The following is a 16,369-nucleotide window of genomic DNA, read 5'->3' as shown; positions in this document are numbered from 1 at the left end:
GCTTAGCCAGCAATACGTTTCAGGATACGGTTACCACGACGGATAAAGTCTTTGGCCGCACCTTCTGCATCAGTTTGACCGTAGTCGATCTTCTGCATGTTTTCGCTAAACAGTTCCATCAACTGAGCGTTGTCAGTGTAAGTAGTTGGCGTAATCACTTTAGGTAGAGCTTGTGCTTGCTCATAACCTTGGAATGACAAGCTGCTTGGATCCACTTCACCAGACTCTTTCAGTACTGATAGACCTTCTTTGCTCAGTGGAATACCACGAGCAAGACCTAGAGCGTGGATACCATCTGGATCGTTCAATAGGAAGTTAACCAGTTTCGCCGCTTCTTCTGGGTGTTCTGTGTTACGACCAATAGAGAACATCATTGATGGACGAGCCAATAGACCTGAATCCGTCGCACCTGGTGCCATTGGGTATGGACCAAGTTCTAGGTTCATTGAAGGATCTAAGTTCGCTGTGTATTTCGCAATTGCGGTATCCCACATGTACAAACCAGCGAAGCGGCCGTCGATCCAAGGACGCATTTCGTAAAGGTTACCTTTACCGTAAGACGCGAACTCTTTGGTTGATGGGAACACGTGGTTAGCCACTTGATCCGCATACAATTGGAAGAACGCTGTCATTTCTTTTTGCGTGTAATCCAGTAGGTTAGTTTTGTGACTGATGATGTCTTTGCCTGTGGTTTGTAGCATGTATGAACGGTTCATCGCGAACACGTCACGCGCTTCAATCACAAGTGGGTATGCATCAGGGCCAACGTTTTTCTCAAACGCTTTACCTGCAGCCATCAAGTCATCCCAAGTTTTCGGGTAATCAACACCCGCTTTGTCCCACTGCTGTTTGTTGTAGTAGAACACGCGCGACGTCATACTCACTGGCAGACCGTTGATTTTGCTGTCAACCGTTGTCATATCAATCGCGTTTTTAGGGAAGTTGTCGATATGTAGCGCATTCGCTTGTTTGCTCATATCGTAGAAACCATTACCATCGCGAGAGAAAATCGGTAGCCAGTTCCAGTTAGTTTGCATCACATCCGGCTCAGTGTTACCTGCAACCTGAGTGGTTAGGCGCGATAAGTGGCCGTCCCAACCGGTATATTCAGCTTTCACTTTGATATCCGGATATTTCTCTTGGAACTTCTCAATCGCTTTCAGCGTTGCTTGGTGACGAGAGTTACCTCCCCACCAAGACATACGAAGTTCAGTATCGGCAAACGCAGACGCAGATGTTGCGGCGATGGCGGCAGAGATAAATGTAGTCAGTACCTTTTTATTCATGGATAAGTCTCCAGATTATTTATAGTTTTAGAGAAATATTTTTCTCGGTTTCCTTGTCGAACACGTGCGCTTTGCTCATTTCAACAACAAATTTCACACCTTTTTGCAGTTTCATATCTAGCTTTTCACGCACGTCATCGATTGGCACGCGAGCTGTGTATTCATGACCAAGAACAGAGAAGTAAACGAACACTTCGTGCCCCATGTTCTCCATACGAATCACGTCACCTGTGATGGTTTGTGCCGTTTCGTCTTCAGATAAAGAAAGCGTGACGTTGTCTGGACGAATACCAAATACCGCTTTCTTAAAGCCGTTTGAACGAACGCTTTGTGCTTTCTCTTCCGGCAGTTTCAGTAACTGTTCGCCTAGCTTGACGTACATACCATCGTCTTGTTCCACGATGTCACAATCACGCAAGTTCATTTCTGGCGCGCCGATAAAGCCGGCTACGAACATGTTTACTGGGTTGTTATAAAGGTTATCTGGTGTATCTACCTGCATGATTTCACCAAGCTTCATCACACAGATACGGTCACCCATGGTCATCGCTTCGGTTTGGTCGTGGGTTACGTAAACCGCTGTAGCAGGACGATTTTCTTCTCTTAGATGACGGTGCAAGTCAGAGATACGCACGCGCATCGATGCACGAAGTTTGGCGTCCAAGTTTGATAGTGGTTCGTCAAATAGGAACACATCTGGTTTCTTAACGATGGCGCGACCTACAGCCACACGCTGCGCCTGACCACCAGAAAGCTGACGTGGTAGACGGTCTAGCAGCTCTTCAATCTCAAGGATTTTTGCCGCTTCATTTACGCGTTGCTCGATTTCAGCTTTTGGCAGTTTTTGCAGTTTCAAGCCAAAACCTAGGTTCTCTGCCACTGTCATGTGTGGGTACAGTGCGTAGTTTTGGAACACCATCGCGATGCCGCGATCTTTTGGTGCCAGGTTGTTCACCACTTTGCCACCGATGGTGATTTCACCACCAGAGATGTTTTCCAGACCCGCTAGCATGCGCAGTGTGGTTGACTTAGCACAGCCTGATGGACCAACGATAACCAAGAACTCACCGTCGTTGATAGTTAGGTCGATGCCGTGTACTGCTTTAAAACCGTTTGAATATACTTTTTCTAGCTTATTAAATTTAACTTCAGCCATTTTACTTACTCCAAAAAATTAACCTTTGATACCGCTGCTGGTAACGCCTTCAACAAAGTATTTCTGTGACATAAAGAACACGACGATTGAAGGGATGATGGCAATAGAAGCCATTGCTAGGATTTCATTCCACTTCGCACCCTCTGTAACGTCGATAGACATTTTCAGAGCAAGAGCGATTGGGTATTTATCAACACTAGACACATAGATAAGTGGGCCTAGGAAGTCGTTGACTGACCACATGAACTGGAACAGAGCAACGGAAATAATCGCCGGACGAATCACTGGAACCACTACATGCCACAATACTTGGAAAGAGTTACAGCCATCGATCATCGCTGCTTCTTCCATATCAGTTGGCACACCACGTAGGAACTGAATCAACATGAACACGAAGAAACCTTGTGTTGCGAATGCCATCGGTAAGTACAGTGGTAGGTAGCTATCAAGCATGCCCATTTCACGGAACATTAGGTATTGCGGAATAAGCAATACAGATTGTGGAAGCAGAATGGTGGCAATCAACATTGCGAACCAAAATGGTTTCCAAGGAATATCGAAGCGGGCAAAGCCGTAAGCAACGATAGTTGACGAAATCACCGTCAGAATCACTTTTGGTATTACGTAAGCGAACGTATTGTAAATATAGTGACCGAAAGTAAATTCAGTACCGGTTTTCCAACCGTTAATGAAACCTTCCATGCTCCATTCGCTTGGAATCAAACTCATTGAAGAGAAGATTTCGTGGTTTGGTTTCATTGCTGCGGTAAACATCCAAAGCAATGGATACAGCATCAAGGCACCAACGATAATCAGTACGGTATAGCGAATGAAAGCGTTGATTTTCTCACGACGTAGGGTGCGATCATTCTCAAGGTTACTGCCTTTCAGCGCAGCGGCTTTATCTTGTGCAGTCATAGTTTCTGACATAGTTATTTACCTCCCTTATCACCTGAGTAGAACACCCAGTACTTCGAAGAACGGAACGTAATCGATGTGAAGATAGCAACCACAATAAATAGAGCCCAGGCAAGTGTACTTGCGTAACCCATGTCGAAGAATTTAAATGCAGTCTCGTAAATGTATAGTGAAATCAAGTATGTAGATTTCATTGGGCCGCCGCCCGTAATTACGTAAGGTGCAGTAAACTCTTGGAACGCTTGAGTGGTTTGCATGATGAAGTTAAAGAAGATAACTGGCGTAATCAAAGGCACAGTTACTTTCATAAACATTTGCCATTTGCTCGCACCATCAATCATCGCAGCTTCATATTGCGATTGAGGAACGTTCTGTAGTGCAGCTAGGAAAATAACCATTGCTGAACCGAACTGCCACGCACGTAAAAGCGTAATAGAGAAGAGCGCGAATGACGGCTCACCCAACCAGTTGATAGGATCAAGGCCAATAAAACCAAGTGCGCCATTAAGTACACCGTCGATAGCAAATAGTGCGCGCCACAATACAGCGATTGCGATACTACTACCCAAAATCGAAGGAATGTAATAAGCCGTTCTGAAGAAGCCGATACCTTTTAACTTAAAGTTAAGGATAAAGGCGATAAACAGAGCGAACGCCAGTTTTACTGGAATGGTCAAGAAAACGTACAAGAATGTAACGCTCATTGACTTCCAAAAGATGTCATCCTCAGCAAGCATATACCGATAGTTTTCGATCCCAACGAATTCTGGTGAAGTCATTAGATCGTAATCGGTGAAGCTCATTAAAAATGACGACACGAATGGAAAAGCTGTAAACACTATCATCCCGATGATGAAGGGAGATAGATAAGCTAATCCAAGCTTACGATTTTCATACATTTTCTCGTCCTCTATATATAAGATTCATTGCCGATGGGTTAGAAGCTTTCCCTAAGACGCCCTGTCGGCTTGCCCTTTTATTAAACGCTTTTAAATATTTCTAACCAGCCCATCTTCGCGTAAATGTGATCTTGAATATTCTTTTATCAATAAAAACTTAAAAAATGTGAAATGCAGTTTCATTTTGAATATTAAAATTAAAATACGTTTATTTATCACCATTAATTTCGAAGCTTAAAATAAAAAATTTAAAATAGGAAAAATAAAATCGTGCGTTAAATCACATTATTTACGGAATGATAAGTTTGATTAGGAACTAATGAATACCTACGTAAGAATGGGAACACCGAGCCATTTAACTCATCAAAAAGTATGATAAATTAATAATTTCACTAATGAAAATAAATACAGACATCAACTGAGAATATATATTAAACTTTCGTCTAATTGATCTAAATCAAATATTTTCCTAAAGCTATCTAAATTCTATTAATAATAGCAATCATCAAATTATTAATAAGATCACAATAATTGTAGCTATTTTATTGAAACACCATTTCATAGATCACGCTTTGGTCAAAAGTGACTTCAAATGGGGAACCTTTACGCATAGATTAGAACTCGAACAGACAATAACAAAACGGTGTTTCGATATGAAAACTAAATTACTTACCTCTGCCATTCTACTAGCAGTGACCAGCACAGCGGCTCACGCGGTTTCCATCAACATGCGTCACGAGTGGACGCCTGAATTCGAAGGAAATGATCAAGTACATAAAGACCGTATTGCGGTTAGCCATCGTTTCGCTAATGGCGTTGGCTTTGAAGTTGAAGCTAAATATAAAAGCGGCGACGGTTTCTTTGATTTTGACCAATTTGTTGATGCAGGTAACCAAGCTAACATCAGCTATAAGATGAAACTCGGTAACGGTTTCGATCTGACTCCTCAATATAAAATTGAAAATGACTCAAGCAGCCATAACCACCAGTTAAACCTAACTTTGGGTTACAAAATTAACGACGATTGGTCAACTTCGTTCCGTCATCGTTACAACTACAAACTCAAAAATGGCGAATATGATTCGCACTACAACCGCTGGACCGTTGGCCTAGGTTATAAAGGCATTGAAGACTGGTCTCTAAGTGGTTCAACCGATTACACCTTTAAAGAAGAAGGCGATGAATCTTGGAAAGGCAATAAGAATGGCTTCACTGAGATCAACTTTAAAGCTGAATACAAATGGGGTAACGGTTGGTCACCATTTGCGGAATTCGGTGTAACTCCAGAGAAGAAAGAAGGTAGTTCAGAGAAAGACACTTGGAAACCTCGTTACCGTGTTGGTATGAAATACAGCTTCTAATAACACGATTTAAATCATAAAAGCACCAGGCCTATTGGGGAAAGTCATCCACTGCTTCCTAATAGGCCTATTCGAGGATCAATATAATGAAAAAAACCAACATTGCATTGTGCATTTCTTCTGCTCTAATGCTTTCTGCATGTACAAATACGTCAACCACGGCTTCTTCTTCGCTTGATGCCAGCGATTTAACTTGGCAAGCGATCACTTTTGGTCAATCCACTGACCTCAATTTTGGCTCCACCATTTTGCCGAACAAAATCGGCACTAACGAAGTGTTAGTCAACGGTCAACCTGCCACACCAGGCCCATTGGCAAAAACCTTTACGGTTGAAAGCCGCGGCGGCAAGTTAGCCAACTCCCATGAAGGGGTGACTTTCTACTACACCAAATTACCAACCGATGTGAATTTCACCATTTCGGCCACCGTTACCCTTGATCAGCTTGGTCCTGAAACCGGTTCCAAACCGAACCGTCAAGAAGGCGCTGGCATTATGGTGCGTGACATTATCGGTGAACCACGCTTGAATCCGCAGCCAGAAGGCCTTGAAGAGTTCCCTTCTGCATCCAACATGGTGATGAACGTGCTGCGCGCCAATAAAAAAGCCACCAATGGCCTTGTGAATGTCAACGCGAACTTCCGCGAAGGGATTTACGAACCTTGGGGAACCGGCGGTAACCGCATGAGTCGCGATGAGTTTGTTAAAGGCGTACCGTTTGGCAGTGACAAACCGTACAAAATGTCTTTGACTCGCACCGATACCGGCTACATCGTGTCTTACGACAACGGTGAACAGCAGCAAACCGAAGAGCTAAAAGGGGCTCACGCGAATATCGTCGAAGTTCAAGATCCGAACTACCAATACGTAGGCTTCTTTGCTTCACGTAACGCCAAAATCACCGTTAGCGATGTGCAAATTTCGCTCACCAAAGCCAACACCGAAGATGCGCCTCTATATAAAGCGACCTTAGATGACGTTGTGCTGCAGCAAGCATCGCCAGACAAATCTGCGATTGCCAATTACACATTGCAATCTCGCGCTAACTATTCTGGCACTTACAGCGTCAGCCAAAATGGTACCAAACTGCTCGATGGCGCGGCGGTCAGCGCTGGCGAAATGTTTAGCTTTGACACCACACTCAAAGCCAATCAACAGCAATTTGATGTAACTTACACGCCCGCCGAAGGCCCAGATTTAACGCCAAAATCCTATTCTCAAACCGTCACTAAAGTTTCGCTCAAAGATCCAATGAACATTGTGGTCAACCCAACCGGCAGCAATGGTCGTATGACTTTAGCTCAAGCGGTTGAGCTGGTTGCACCTGGCGGCACCATCACGCTTGAACCAGGCACTTACAGCGGTATCACTCTACCGGTTAGCGCCAGCGGCACACCAGAGCAAGCCAAAAACCTGATCGCCAAAGATGGCGTGCGTTTTACTGGCGATGTGATGCACGAAGCGAGCTACTGGAATGTTGAAAACATCGAGGTGGACGGCGCACGTTATATTGTTCACGGCAGTCACAACCACTTCGATAGCATGCTCACTCACGATGCGCCCGACACCGGTTTCCAAATTACCTCAAATGCCGGCATTGGCCGCGCATTGTGGGCAAGCTACAACGTGGTAGAAAACAGCGAAAGCTACAACAATATGGATGATTCGCAAATTAACGCTGACGGCTTTGCCGCCAAGATGCGAGTTGGCGATGGCAACACCTTCATTCATTGTGTTTCTCACCACAACATCGATGACGGCTGGGATCTGTTTAACAAAGTGGAAGACGGCGCTAACGGTGCGGTAACCATTTTAGATTCGATCTCGTACAAAAACGGCCAAACCTTGACCGTTCATGAGAAAGGCGGTACTCGCGGTAACGGCTTTAAACTCGGCGGCGAAGGCCTACCGGTTGCTCATATTGTTAAGAACAACCTCGCGTTCCAAAACAACATGGATGGCTTTACCGATAACTTCAACCCAGGCGCTTTGGTGCTAGAGAATAACGTCTCTATCGACAACACTCGTTTCAACTTCTTACTGCGTAAGAGCCCTTACACTGAAAAAGTGAAACAAGGTACGTTTACAGGTAACCGCTCATACCGCTTCTATGTACCAAGCCAGTACAGCGATGTAGTGAATGCCGATACCGCCCAAGACAACTACTTGGTTGAAAACGGCAAAACCGTGAACGACAAAGGCCAAGCGGTTGATTCAGCTAACTTATTGAAACTAAAACAAGCGGCGAAAATCTCTTCCACTGAAACCGTACCAGGTCAAAGTGAAGTGCAACAACTCAAAGCACTGACCACCAAGTAATCTTGATATTTAAGGCTTAGCGCAACATTGGCTAAGCCTTATTTTTTTGCTCCATGATGATTGAATAATAACAACACATTAGGTGCCTATTTATGAAAACATTTCCTCTGCTGACGCTGCCATTGGTGATGGCCTTCCCAGCCATGGCCGCTGACAATAGCTGTTCCAAAGCCACAGACTCTAACCCTTCTTCCCTTGGCGCAACTGGCTGGGCCGAAGGTGCAACGGGCGGATGCGGCGCGCCTGCCGAGCGCGTTTATACCGTCACTAACCGCCAGCAACTGCTGGATGCTTTATACGATGGCAAACCTGCGATAACCGCCGATGGCGCGTGGGTAGAACCTTCTCATCAAAAAAAAATCATTTATGTGAAAGGCAGTATTGATCTTAACGCCGATGAAAATGGCAACGCGATCAAGCCTGAGCACTACATGGCGATGTGCTCAAATAAATTTAACTCCTACGATGTATTTTTCGACCAATACCTAAAAACCTATCTGCCACATGAGTGGAATAAACAATCTTTGGTTAATGGCCGACCACCAGAACTCAGCGGCGAGTTGGAATCGCTGCGCCAATGTTTTAGTAAAAAACAGAGTCAACACATTGTGCTGCGCGTAGGTTCAAACACGTCAATTATTGGCCTTGGCGCTGACGCAGAAATCAAACATGGTCAATTACGTTTAGGCCAACTGCGCTTTGATCGCGAAGCTAATAAAGAGAAGCCATACAACTTCAAAGCCGAAAATATCGTGATCCGCAATATTCACTTCACTGACGCGTTTGATGACTTCCCAGGTTGGGGGCCACGAGACTCATTTAAAGTCGACAAAAAAGAGTTCGGCCAAGGCAACTGCAGCGATGTGTATGTCGACGATAAAACCAATCCGACCGGATGTAAGATTCGTGGTGGACGTTGGAATTCGGAATACGACAACATCACAGTGGAAAACGCGAGCCAAGTTTGGATTGATCACAACAGCTTTAGCGATGGTGACCGCACCGACGATAAATTCCCGCCGGTTTGGCAAGCGCCATACAACGAAAAAACCCAAAAAGTTCAGCACCACGATGCCCTACTTGATGTGGTTGGCGCATCAACCAAAGTCACCATTTCCCACAACCAGTTCAAACATCACGACAAAGTTGGCTTGATTGGCGGTTCGGACTCAGCCAATAAATTGACCGGTTATGGCCCGAGTGCACTGGATGTCACCATGCACGACAATTTTTACGACACCACAGGTCAACGAATGCCGCGAGTCCGCTTTGGCCGCGTCCACGTTTACAACAACGTGTATAACGTCGACTACCGCAAATCGCCATATCCAAAATACCGTTTGGGCGATGCAATGATGGTAGGCACAGCTGGTAAAATCTTTGCTGAGAACAACGTGTTTAACGTACCGGGTAAAGAGAAAGACATCATCAATAAAATGATTGGTTTTAGCTCAAAGCAAAGCAATAAAAACAAATGCATCAAGCAAGGCTGGAGCGAAGCGCAATGTGGCTCTTACTACTATGCGCAAAATATGGTGCTCAATGGCAAAGCGGTGAACTTAATTGATGTCGCCACGAAAAAAGCCGAAAAAAGCAAAAGTAATGCTAAGTTAGAAATTTTGGATCCTAACTCAAACGCCAGCTACTGGATTCCAAACAAAACATACAGCTACTTGCTGAAACCAACCGATAACCTAGAAAAACAAGTTATCGACAACTCAGGCGCGGGTAAGTTAACCCAGTAAATTGCACCAAAACGTGGTAACAAAACACGTCAGCCCACAATAGGAAAGAGCCTCTTTTGAGGCTCTTTTTGTTTTTGCGACACTTTCTCAGCATTCACTGTCGATAAAGTCCTCGCACGTCACGGTTTTATAAACCAAAAACATTAAAATAAAACAACGGTTCATTATTATTGTTAGATAACTTAATGCCTTATCAAAAACATTTTGCCCAATCACCTGCCGAATGGGCACTTTATGATGTGGTCGTCGACTCTCAAGGTGACGGCGATTTTTTAACCATAGGTGAGGCATTAAGCGCTGCGCCAGATGACGACAGTAATTATGTTATTTACCTGCGCAGTGGCATTTATTCAGAACGTCTTAACATTACTCGCCCAAATGTCCATTTGATCGGCGAACAGCAACAAAACACCATCATTGTTGGCAGTTGTGCCAACGGCATGTTGCGTCATGATGGCAAAATTCCTGGCACTTACGGCAGCCGAACCGTCAATATCGATGCCTGCGGATTCTCCGCCACCTCATTGACGATTAAAAACGCTTTTGATTATGAAGCGAATTTTGCCAAACCCGCCGATGATCCAAGCAAACTGACTCACACTCAAGCGGTGGCACTTTTGATCGGCGAACATGGCGACAAAGCACAATTCAAGCACGTCACGCTAGACAGTTATCACGATACTTTGTACGTCAGTGCAGGTCGCAGCTACTTTGAGCAGTGCACCATCATGGGCACGGTGGATTTTATTTTTGGCGGCGGCACCGCGCTGTTTTGGGATTGTGACATCATTGCTCGCCATCGCATCGGCACAACCAGCGCTGAGCCTATGGGTTATGTTGCCGCGCCTTGCACGGCGATCACCCAGAAATTTGGCTTGGTGTTTCAGCACTGCCGCTTAACTAAAGAAGCGAATGTGCCAGCCAACAGTTATGCGCTCGGCAGACCTTGGCACCCAACCACTCAATTTGACGATGGTTTTTACGCCGATCCAAATACGATTGGCCACTGCGCTTACATCGACTGTGAGTTTGACTCACATATTGCCAAGTGGGACAAAATGTCTGGCCGCGATATTGACGGTAACCCGCAATGGTTTTACCCGCACGAGTCACGATTTATCGAAGCCAACAATCAGCAGCATAACACCCAGCGTTTGGTTGATGAGCCATACCAAATCAGCGCGAAAGAGGTAAGTGAATACACACTTGCGAAAATATTTTCGGATTGGCAGCCAAACTTATCTATCGCTCAAGACTTGAATATTACTTTACATGTCCACCAGCCATTAATGCGCTTTCCAATTCAGTTCACTGTGCTGGATAGAGTCGGTAATCGCGCTTACTTTTGCAGTGACGAGAAAGGTAAGATCGCCGCTTCGCTATCCGGACTGACGCTGCCACTGATCATTGAAGCTTATGATCGCAGCCAAGAGTTAACCGTCCACACATTCGTTGCTCACCAACCACAGCTGGGTTCCAGTATTGAATTGAGCTTAGTCACCGAAGTGCTGACTCAGCAGTTACTTGGCGGTCAAGTAGATAACATCTTGCTGCATTCAACCCCGCCTGTTATCTCAAAATCGGCTTGGTTACAAGCCCATCATCAAACATTCCACGCTTTAAGAGAACTTGCCTAGTTAAGCTTTATTGTCTATGAGACTCGGTGAATAAAGGCCTGCCGAGAATATGCAACCACTATACTTTAAAAATTCCAACTTGTTTCGCGTATCAGGAACGAGAGAGTGGTCACATTTATAGAATGGCAGGCAAAAGTGAACCACTGTTTTGATATTAATCACATAAGTTTTTAATTTTTTCGTAGAAAATACGCCGAACGAATTTAGTTAAGTTATGAGATGACGTTATGCAATATGATTACCTTGTCATTGCAGGCTATTTCGCCCTTATGGTGGCGATCAGTCTGATATTTAAGAAGATGGCTAGCAATAGTACCAGTGACTACTTCCGCGGGGGCGGTAAGATGCTCTGGTGGATGGTCGGGGCGACTGCCTTTATGACTCAGTTTTCCGCTTGGACCTTCACCGGTGCAGCTGGTAAAGCATTTAACGACGGTTTCGCAGTTCTTGCGGTATTCGTTGGTAACATGGTGGCGTATGTATTCGCCTACTTCTTCTTTGCACGCCGTTTCCGCAACATGCGTGTAGATACACCAACCGAAGCGGTTAAACGCCGTTACGGCAATGGTAACGAGCAGTTCTTCACATGGGTAATCATCCCACTAAGTGTGATCAACGCGGGTGTTTGGCTAAACGGTCTGGGCGTATTTGCGTCTGCTGTATTTAACGCTGACATCATCACCACGATTTACGTAACCGGTGCTGCGGTACTTATCATCTCTCTATTGAGTGGTGCATGGGGCGTAGTTGCATCTGACTTTATTCAGACGCTTGTGGTTGCGGTTATTTCTGTAGCGTGTGCGGCAGTTGCTCTGTACTTCGTTGGCGGCCCAGCTGAAATCGTCAACAAGTTCCCTGGCGGCTTCGTTACTGGCCCAGACATGAACTACCCACTGCTGCTTGTCGGTTCTTTTGTGTTCTTCATCGTGAAGCAACTACAAAGTATCAACAACATGCAGGAGTCTTACCGTTTCCTTAACGCAAAAGACTCAAACAACGCATCAAAAGCTGCGCTACTTGCTCTTGGTATGATGGTTGTTGGTGCAATCATTTGGTTCATCCCACCATGGGCTTCGGCAATCATGTACCCAGACGCGGCTTCTGCATACCCTGCACTTGGCGCAAAAGCACGTGACGCGGTTTACCTAGTATTTGCTCGTGAGACCATGCCGACAGGTACTGTTGGTCTACTAATGGCTGGTCTATTTGCTGCAACCATGTCTTCTATGGACTCAGCACTTAACCGTAACTCAGGTATCTTCGTACGTAGTTTCTACGCACCTATCATGCGTAAAGGTCAAGCAACTGATAAAGAGCAGCTACGCGCTGGTCAAATCGCATGTCTTGTTAACGGTATCCTAGTTATCCTGATGGCTCAGTTCTTCAACTCACTGAAGCACCTAAGCTTGTTTGATTTGATGATGCAAGTAGCAACACTACTTCAATCACCAATCCTAGTGCCACTATTCCTAGGCGTACTTATCCGTAAGACGCCAAAATGGGCACCATGGGCGACGGTTGTATTCGGTATGTTCGTTTCTTACCTAGTGGTTACTGTATTCACTCCACAAACCGTTGCTAACTGGTTTGGTATGGAAAACATCACTGCACGCGAAGCGGGCGAGATGAAAACCATGATCACTATCGCAGCGCACCTATTCCTAACCGCTGGTTTCTACTGCTTGACCACTCTGTTCTACAAAGAGCAAGCAGATAGCAACAAAGTACAATCAGATGAGTTCTTTAAAGATCTTAATACTGATGTTGTTGCTGCAGAAGGCCAAGACATCGTTGACCGTATGCAACGTGCGAAACTGGGTACGCTAGTAATTTACATGGCTGCGGGTCTGTGCTTGATGGTACTGATTCCAAACCCAATGTGGGGACGCTTAGTATTCTTTGGCTGTGCCGCCGCCGTCTTCCTGGTTGGTTACGCGTTGAAGCGCAGTGCCAATATCGGTGAGATCAGCAGTAAAACAGCGACAGTTCGATAAACTTGATTCATGAATAGGCTGCTAACCCCCGTTAGCAGCCTTGTTTTATTTACAGGAGATTTTCCATGGCGAAAGGCGATATTATCAACCTAGAGTTTGAAACTTTTGTTGATAGCGATACACAAGTGAAAGTGACTCGAATCACACCAAAAGATGTGATTTGTCACCGTAACTACTTTTACCAAAAATGCTTTACTCAGGATGGACAAAAGCTCCTACTTGCGGGCGACTTTGACGGTAACCGCAACTACTACCTTGTTGACCTGAACACTCAAAAAGCGACTCAGCTTACTGAAGGCGCTGGCGACAACACCTTTGGTGGTTTCATCGCAACTGACGACAAATCGTTCTTCTACGTGAAAAACGAGCTGAACCTAATGCAAGTTGACCTTGAGTCTCTTGAAGAGCGCGTGGTTTACACCGTTGATGCAGAATGGAAAGGCTACGGTACTTGGGTTGCTAACTCAGACTGCACCAAGCTTGTGGGCATCGAAATCCTTAAAGCGGATTGGGCGCCACTGACTTCTTGGGAAAAATTTGCGGAGTTCTACCACACCAACCCAACTTGTCGCCTAATCAAAGTTGACATCGCAACTGGCGATCTAGAAGTGGTTCACCAAGACAAAGCATGGCTTGGTCACCCAATCTACCGTCCGTTTGATGACAGCACTGTGGGCTTCTGTCACGAGGGTCCTCACGACCTCGTTGACGCGCGTATGTGGCTAGTGAACGAAGACGGCAGCAATGTTCGTAAGATCAAAGAACACGCAGAAGGCGAATCTTGTACTCACGAATTCTGGATTCCAGATGGTAGTGCAATGGCTTACGTTTCTTACTTCAAAGGTCAATCGGATCGAGTAATCTACAAAGCGAACCCAGAGACACTAGAAAACGAAGAAGTGATGGTTATGCCACCATGTTCTCACCTAATGAGTAACTTTGATGGCACGCTAATGGTTGGTGATGGCTGTGATGCTCCGGTTGACGTTGCAGACGCAGAAAGCTACGACATCGAGAATGACCCATTCTTGTACGTACTGAACACCAAAGCGAAAACGGCGCAGAAACTGTGTAAACACAGCACTTCTTGGGACGTACTTGACGGCGACCGTCAAATCACTCACCCACACCCATCATTCACACCAGGTGATGACGGCGTGCTATTTACCAGTGATTTCGAAGGCGTACCTGCGGTTTATATTGCAGACCTTCCTGCTCAGTTCAAAGCGTAATTCCTCGCTTCGACGTTAAAGATAATCCCTCGCTAATGCGGGGGATTTTTTTTATGTGTACTATCGCACTTTATTAAAAGGTCAATCGAGATGCCGACATCTACACCACCCCAACCAACTCAGCGAATTATCGAGGTTATGGATTACCAATTAGTTTGGTTCGAACGTTATCAGCAAGAACACAGTTCACTGCAGTTGGCATTGAGCACGACCAATCTCGTTGCCATTCATCATATCGGCAGTACGTCGGTTGCGGGATTGTGCGCCAAACCCGTTATCGATATTTTGCTTGAAGTCGAGAGCTTAGAAGTCCTGGACAGGGAAACGCCAAAGCTCGCAACACTGGGTTATGTCGCATTAGGTGAATGTGGAATAGCAGGCCGACGATATTTTCACAAGGGCGGGAATTTACGTAGCCATCAAATTCACGCGTTTTTGGCGGGGTCGTTCGGAGCGCAGCGTCATTTGGCATTTCGTGATTATTTACGAGCTTTTCCTGACATTGCCGCAACTTACGGCGAGCTAAAACGCGAAGCGGCGAAACGCTGCAACAATGACATCACGCGCTATTGCGAATTGAAAAATGACTTTATCCAAACTCATCAACAATTGGCATTGGTTTGGAATGAGAAGGTGTGAGAGAGAATCGGTGGGAATACATCTAGTCGAGCAACTAGATTACATCGTGAACCCTTGGTGAGATAACCGCTATCCAGAAATAACGGTTAGAGAGATAACTTAAACCAATGACGACGGTATTGAACAGGAAGCCACTCAAAAGCTTTTTTGCTGAGCAGGGGTAAAAACAGTGCCAAAATGGCAACAAAAACGATGCCGCCAAACAAATCTGCTGGGCGATGCATGCCAAGCCATACGCGGCTATAGGCCACCAGCGAAGCCCAAATTACCAACGAACTTGCCAGTAAAAAACGTTGCTGGCGAATGAATATGCCACCAAAAAACAGCAAACAAGTGGCAGCAAATACGGTATGCCCAGATGGGAATGCAAAGTTCTTTTCATCCTGCCAGAAATCCGTGCGCCAGTGACTGATTTTGCCATCGATTCGCTCAATTAATTCCTGCTGCTGACGTTTATCTAATTTGTAGAAATGCATCGGGTTTGGCAGCAACAACTCTTGGGTCATAACTTCAGTGTAAGGCCTGGGGGATTCAGTTAATTGCTTAATGGCATTTTTGCCCAAGAAACCTATCAAAAAAATCAGCGCGTATAAGGCAATACGTTTAAGCAGAACCTGACTAGGAAGATTATTGCGAAACAACGCAACCATGCTTAGCAAAGTAAAGGTTATCCAGCCGCCAGGATAAGCAGCAGAATCAGAAATGATCGCCATGACTTGCCCAGACGAATCACTCACCGGCCGATATAAGTCACTGGACGAGGTGCTCAGAACGAAAGGGGTCACCAGAGCGGTCATCGCAGCTAATAAACTTATATCCGCAATTGTGTGCTGGATTTCCTTCTTGTCCATATTCTCAACACCTATTTTGATCATTAACCATGAACTAAATAGTAGAGGAGATAGACCAATAATTTCATCAACAGCAGGTCAATTTGATGAAAGATAACAGATGTCCGTTCGGTAAAATGTCAAGAGATGCACCATCAAACCCTCAGCGTTAAGCCAAGAGAAAAGCGTCCTAACCTGCGCCATAGGCATGAGAGAGATGCAAACAGATACTCGCTGAACGCGCGTGATAACGGTGTGTTTATGCCCGACACTGCCGTTGTCGATTTTCTACGCGTCCACCCCACTCCACTCCTCATTTGCACCAAAACTGCCTTTTTCTCGCCAATTTGCAAA

The 16,369-nt window shown here is 45.4% G+C and carries 12 protein-coding genes; 7 read left to right on the top strand and 5 right to left on the bottom strand.

Features of this window, described 5'->3' with window-relative positions:
- Nucleotides 1–2: 2 nt before the first annotated feature.
- From BLS03_RS03965 to BLS03_RS03950, 4 genes are read right to left on the bottom strand one after another with little or no spacing between them, the layout of a single operon-like run.
- Complete coding sequence (locus BLS03_RS03965) at nt 3–1,286, bottom strand: ABC transporter substrate-binding protein (RefSeq protein WP_093270002.1); 1,284 nt, start codon at nt 1,284–1,286, stop codon at nt 3–5.
- A gap of 19 nt (nt 1,287–1,305) precedes the next feature.
- Entirely contained in the window at nt 1,306–2,442 is a 1,137-nt protein-coding gene (locus BLS03_RS03960; RefSeq protein ID WP_093269999.1) for an ABC transporter ATP-binding protein, read from the bottom strand.
- An 18-nt stretch (nt 2,443–2,460) separates the two neighbouring features.
- On the bottom strand, nt 2,461–3,372 hold the full coding sequence (locus BLS03_RS03955; RefSeq protein WP_093269996.1) for a carbohydrate ABC transporter permease: 912 nt from the start codon (nt 3,370–3,372) through the stop codon (nt 2,461–2,463).
- 2 nt (nt 3,373–3,374) lie between these two features.
- Nucleotides 3,375–4,064 carry a carbohydrate ABC transporter permease gene (locus tag BLS03_RS03950; RefSeq protein WP_245696570.1) on the bottom strand — a complete coding sequence of 230 codons (690 nt, stop codon included), beginning with the start codon at nt 4,062–4,064 and terminating at the stop codon, nt 3,375–3,377.
- Between the two features lie 848 nt (nt 4,065–4,912).
- Between BLS03_RS03950 and BLS03_RS03945 the strand changes: the two genes are divergently transcribed.
- From BLS03_RS03945 to BLS03_RS03915, 7 genes are all read left to right on the top strand, one after another.
- Entirely contained in the window at nt 4,913–5,620 is a 708-nt protein-coding gene (locus BLS03_RS03945) for an oligogalacturonate-specific porin KdgM family protein (protein ID WP_093269990.1), read from the top strand.
- Between the two features lie 86 nt (nt 5,621–5,706).
- A complete protein-coding gene (locus BLS03_RS03940) occupies nt 5,707–7,938 on the top strand; it encodes a right-handed parallel beta-helix repeat-containing protein (RefSeq protein ID WP_093269987.1) in 2,232 nt (743 codons plus the stop codon).
- A 92-nt stretch (nt 7,939–8,030) separates the two neighbouring features.
- Entirely contained in the window at nt 8,031–9,683 is a 1,653-nt protein-coding gene (locus tag BLS03_RS03935) for a pectate lyase family protein (protein ID WP_093269984.1), read from the top strand.
- 185 nt (nt 9,684–9,868) lie between these two features.
- Complete coding sequence (locus tag BLS03_RS03930; RefSeq protein WP_093269982.1) at nt 9,869–11,320, top strand: pectinesterase family protein; 1,452 nt, start codon at nt 9,869–9,871, stop codon at nt 11,318–11,320.
- A gap of 227 nt (nt 11,321–11,547) precedes the next feature.
- On the top strand, nt 11,548–13,314 hold the full coding sequence (locus tag BLS03_RS03925; protein ID WP_093269979.1) for a sodium:solute symporter family transporter: 1,767 nt from the start codon (nt 11,548–11,550) through the stop codon (nt 13,312–13,314).
- 65 nt (nt 13,315–13,379) lie between these two features.
- Nucleotides 13,380–14,546 (top strand): oligogalacturonate lyase family protein, encoded by a 1,167-nt coding sequence (locus tag BLS03_RS03920; protein ID WP_093269976.1) that lies wholly within the window; start codon nt 13,380–13,382, stop codon nt 14,544–14,546.
- Nucleotides 14,547–14,636: 90 nt separating this feature from the next.
- Nucleotides 14,637–15,185, top strand: a complete 549-nt coding sequence (locus tag BLS03_RS03915) for a GrpB family protein (RefSeq protein WP_176765512.1) — start codon at nt 14,637–14,639, stop codon at nt 15,183–15,185.
- A gap of 86 nt (nt 15,186–15,271) precedes the next feature.
- Here the strand turns inward: BLS03_RS03915 and BLS03_RS03910 are convergent, their stop codons facing one another.
- Nucleotides 15,272–16,060 carry a phosphatase PAP2 family protein gene (locus BLS03_RS03910; RefSeq protein ID WP_093269969.1) on the bottom strand — a complete coding sequence of 263 codons (789 nt, stop codon included), beginning with the start codon at nt 16,058–16,060 and terminating at the stop codon, nt 15,272–15,274.
- Nucleotides 16,061–16,369: the final 309 nt, after the last annotated feature.

This window comes from Vibrio xiamenensis, from assembly GCF_900100015.1.
GTDB classification, from domain to species: Bacteria; Pseudomonadota; Gammaproteobacteria; order Enterobacterales; family Vibrionaceae; genus Vibrio; species Vibrio xiamenensis.
The sequence above is the reverse complement of the archived record's forward strand: the minus strand, read 5'-3'. Positions and strand labels throughout refer to the sequence as shown.

What these genes read in the sequence shown, in the direction of transcription:
- BLS03_RS03930 (WP_093269982.1), top strand. Translation starts at nt 9,869, where the DNA reads ATGCCTTATCAAAAACATTTTGCCCAATCACCTGCCGAATGGGCACTT.
- BLS03_RS03965 (WP_093270002.1), bottom strand. Translation starts at nt 1,286, where the DNA reads ATGAATAAAAAGGTACTGACTACATTTATCTCTGCCGCCATCGCCGCA.
- BLS03_RS03945 (WP_093269990.1), top strand. Translation starts at nt 4,913, where the DNA reads ATGAAAACTAAATTACTTACCTCTGCCATTCTACTAGCAGTGACCAGC.
- BLS03_RS03955 (WP_093269996.1), bottom strand. Translation starts at nt 3,372, where the DNA reads ATGTCAGAAACTATGACTGCACAAGATAAAGCCGCTGCGCTGAAAGGC.
- BLS03_RS03925 (WP_093269979.1), top strand. Translation starts at nt 11,548, where the DNA reads ATGCAATATGATTACCTTGTCATTGCAGGCTATTTCGCCCTTATGGTG.
- BLS03_RS03910 (WP_093269969.1), bottom strand. Translation starts at nt 16,060, where the DNA reads ATGATCAAAATAGGTGTTGAGAATATGGACAAGAAGGAAATCCAGCAC.
- BLS03_RS03915 (WP_176765512.1), top strand. Translation starts at nt 14,637, where the DNA reads ATGCCGACATCTACACCACCCCAACCAACTCAGCGAATTATCGAGGTT.
- BLS03_RS03950 (WP_245696570.1), bottom strand. Translation starts at nt 4,064, where the DNA reads ATGAGCGTTACATTCTTGTACGTTTTCTTGACCATTCCAGTAAAACTG.
- BLS03_RS03935 (WP_093269984.1), top strand. Translation starts at nt 8,031, where the DNA reads ATGAAAACATTTCCTCTGCTGACGCTGCCATTGGTGATGGCCTTCCCA.
- BLS03_RS03960 (WP_093269999.1), bottom strand. Translation starts at nt 2,442, where the DNA reads ATGGCTGAAGTTAAATTTAATAAGCTAGAAAAAGTATATTCAAACGGT.
- BLS03_RS03940 (WP_093269987.1), top strand. Translation starts at nt 5,707, where the DNA reads ATGAAAAAAACCAACATTGCATTGTGCATTTCTTCTGCTCTAATGCTT.
- BLS03_RS03920 (WP_093269976.1), top strand. Translation starts at nt 13,380, where the DNA reads ATGGCGAAAGGCGATATTATCAACCTAGAGTTTGAAACTTTTGTTGAT.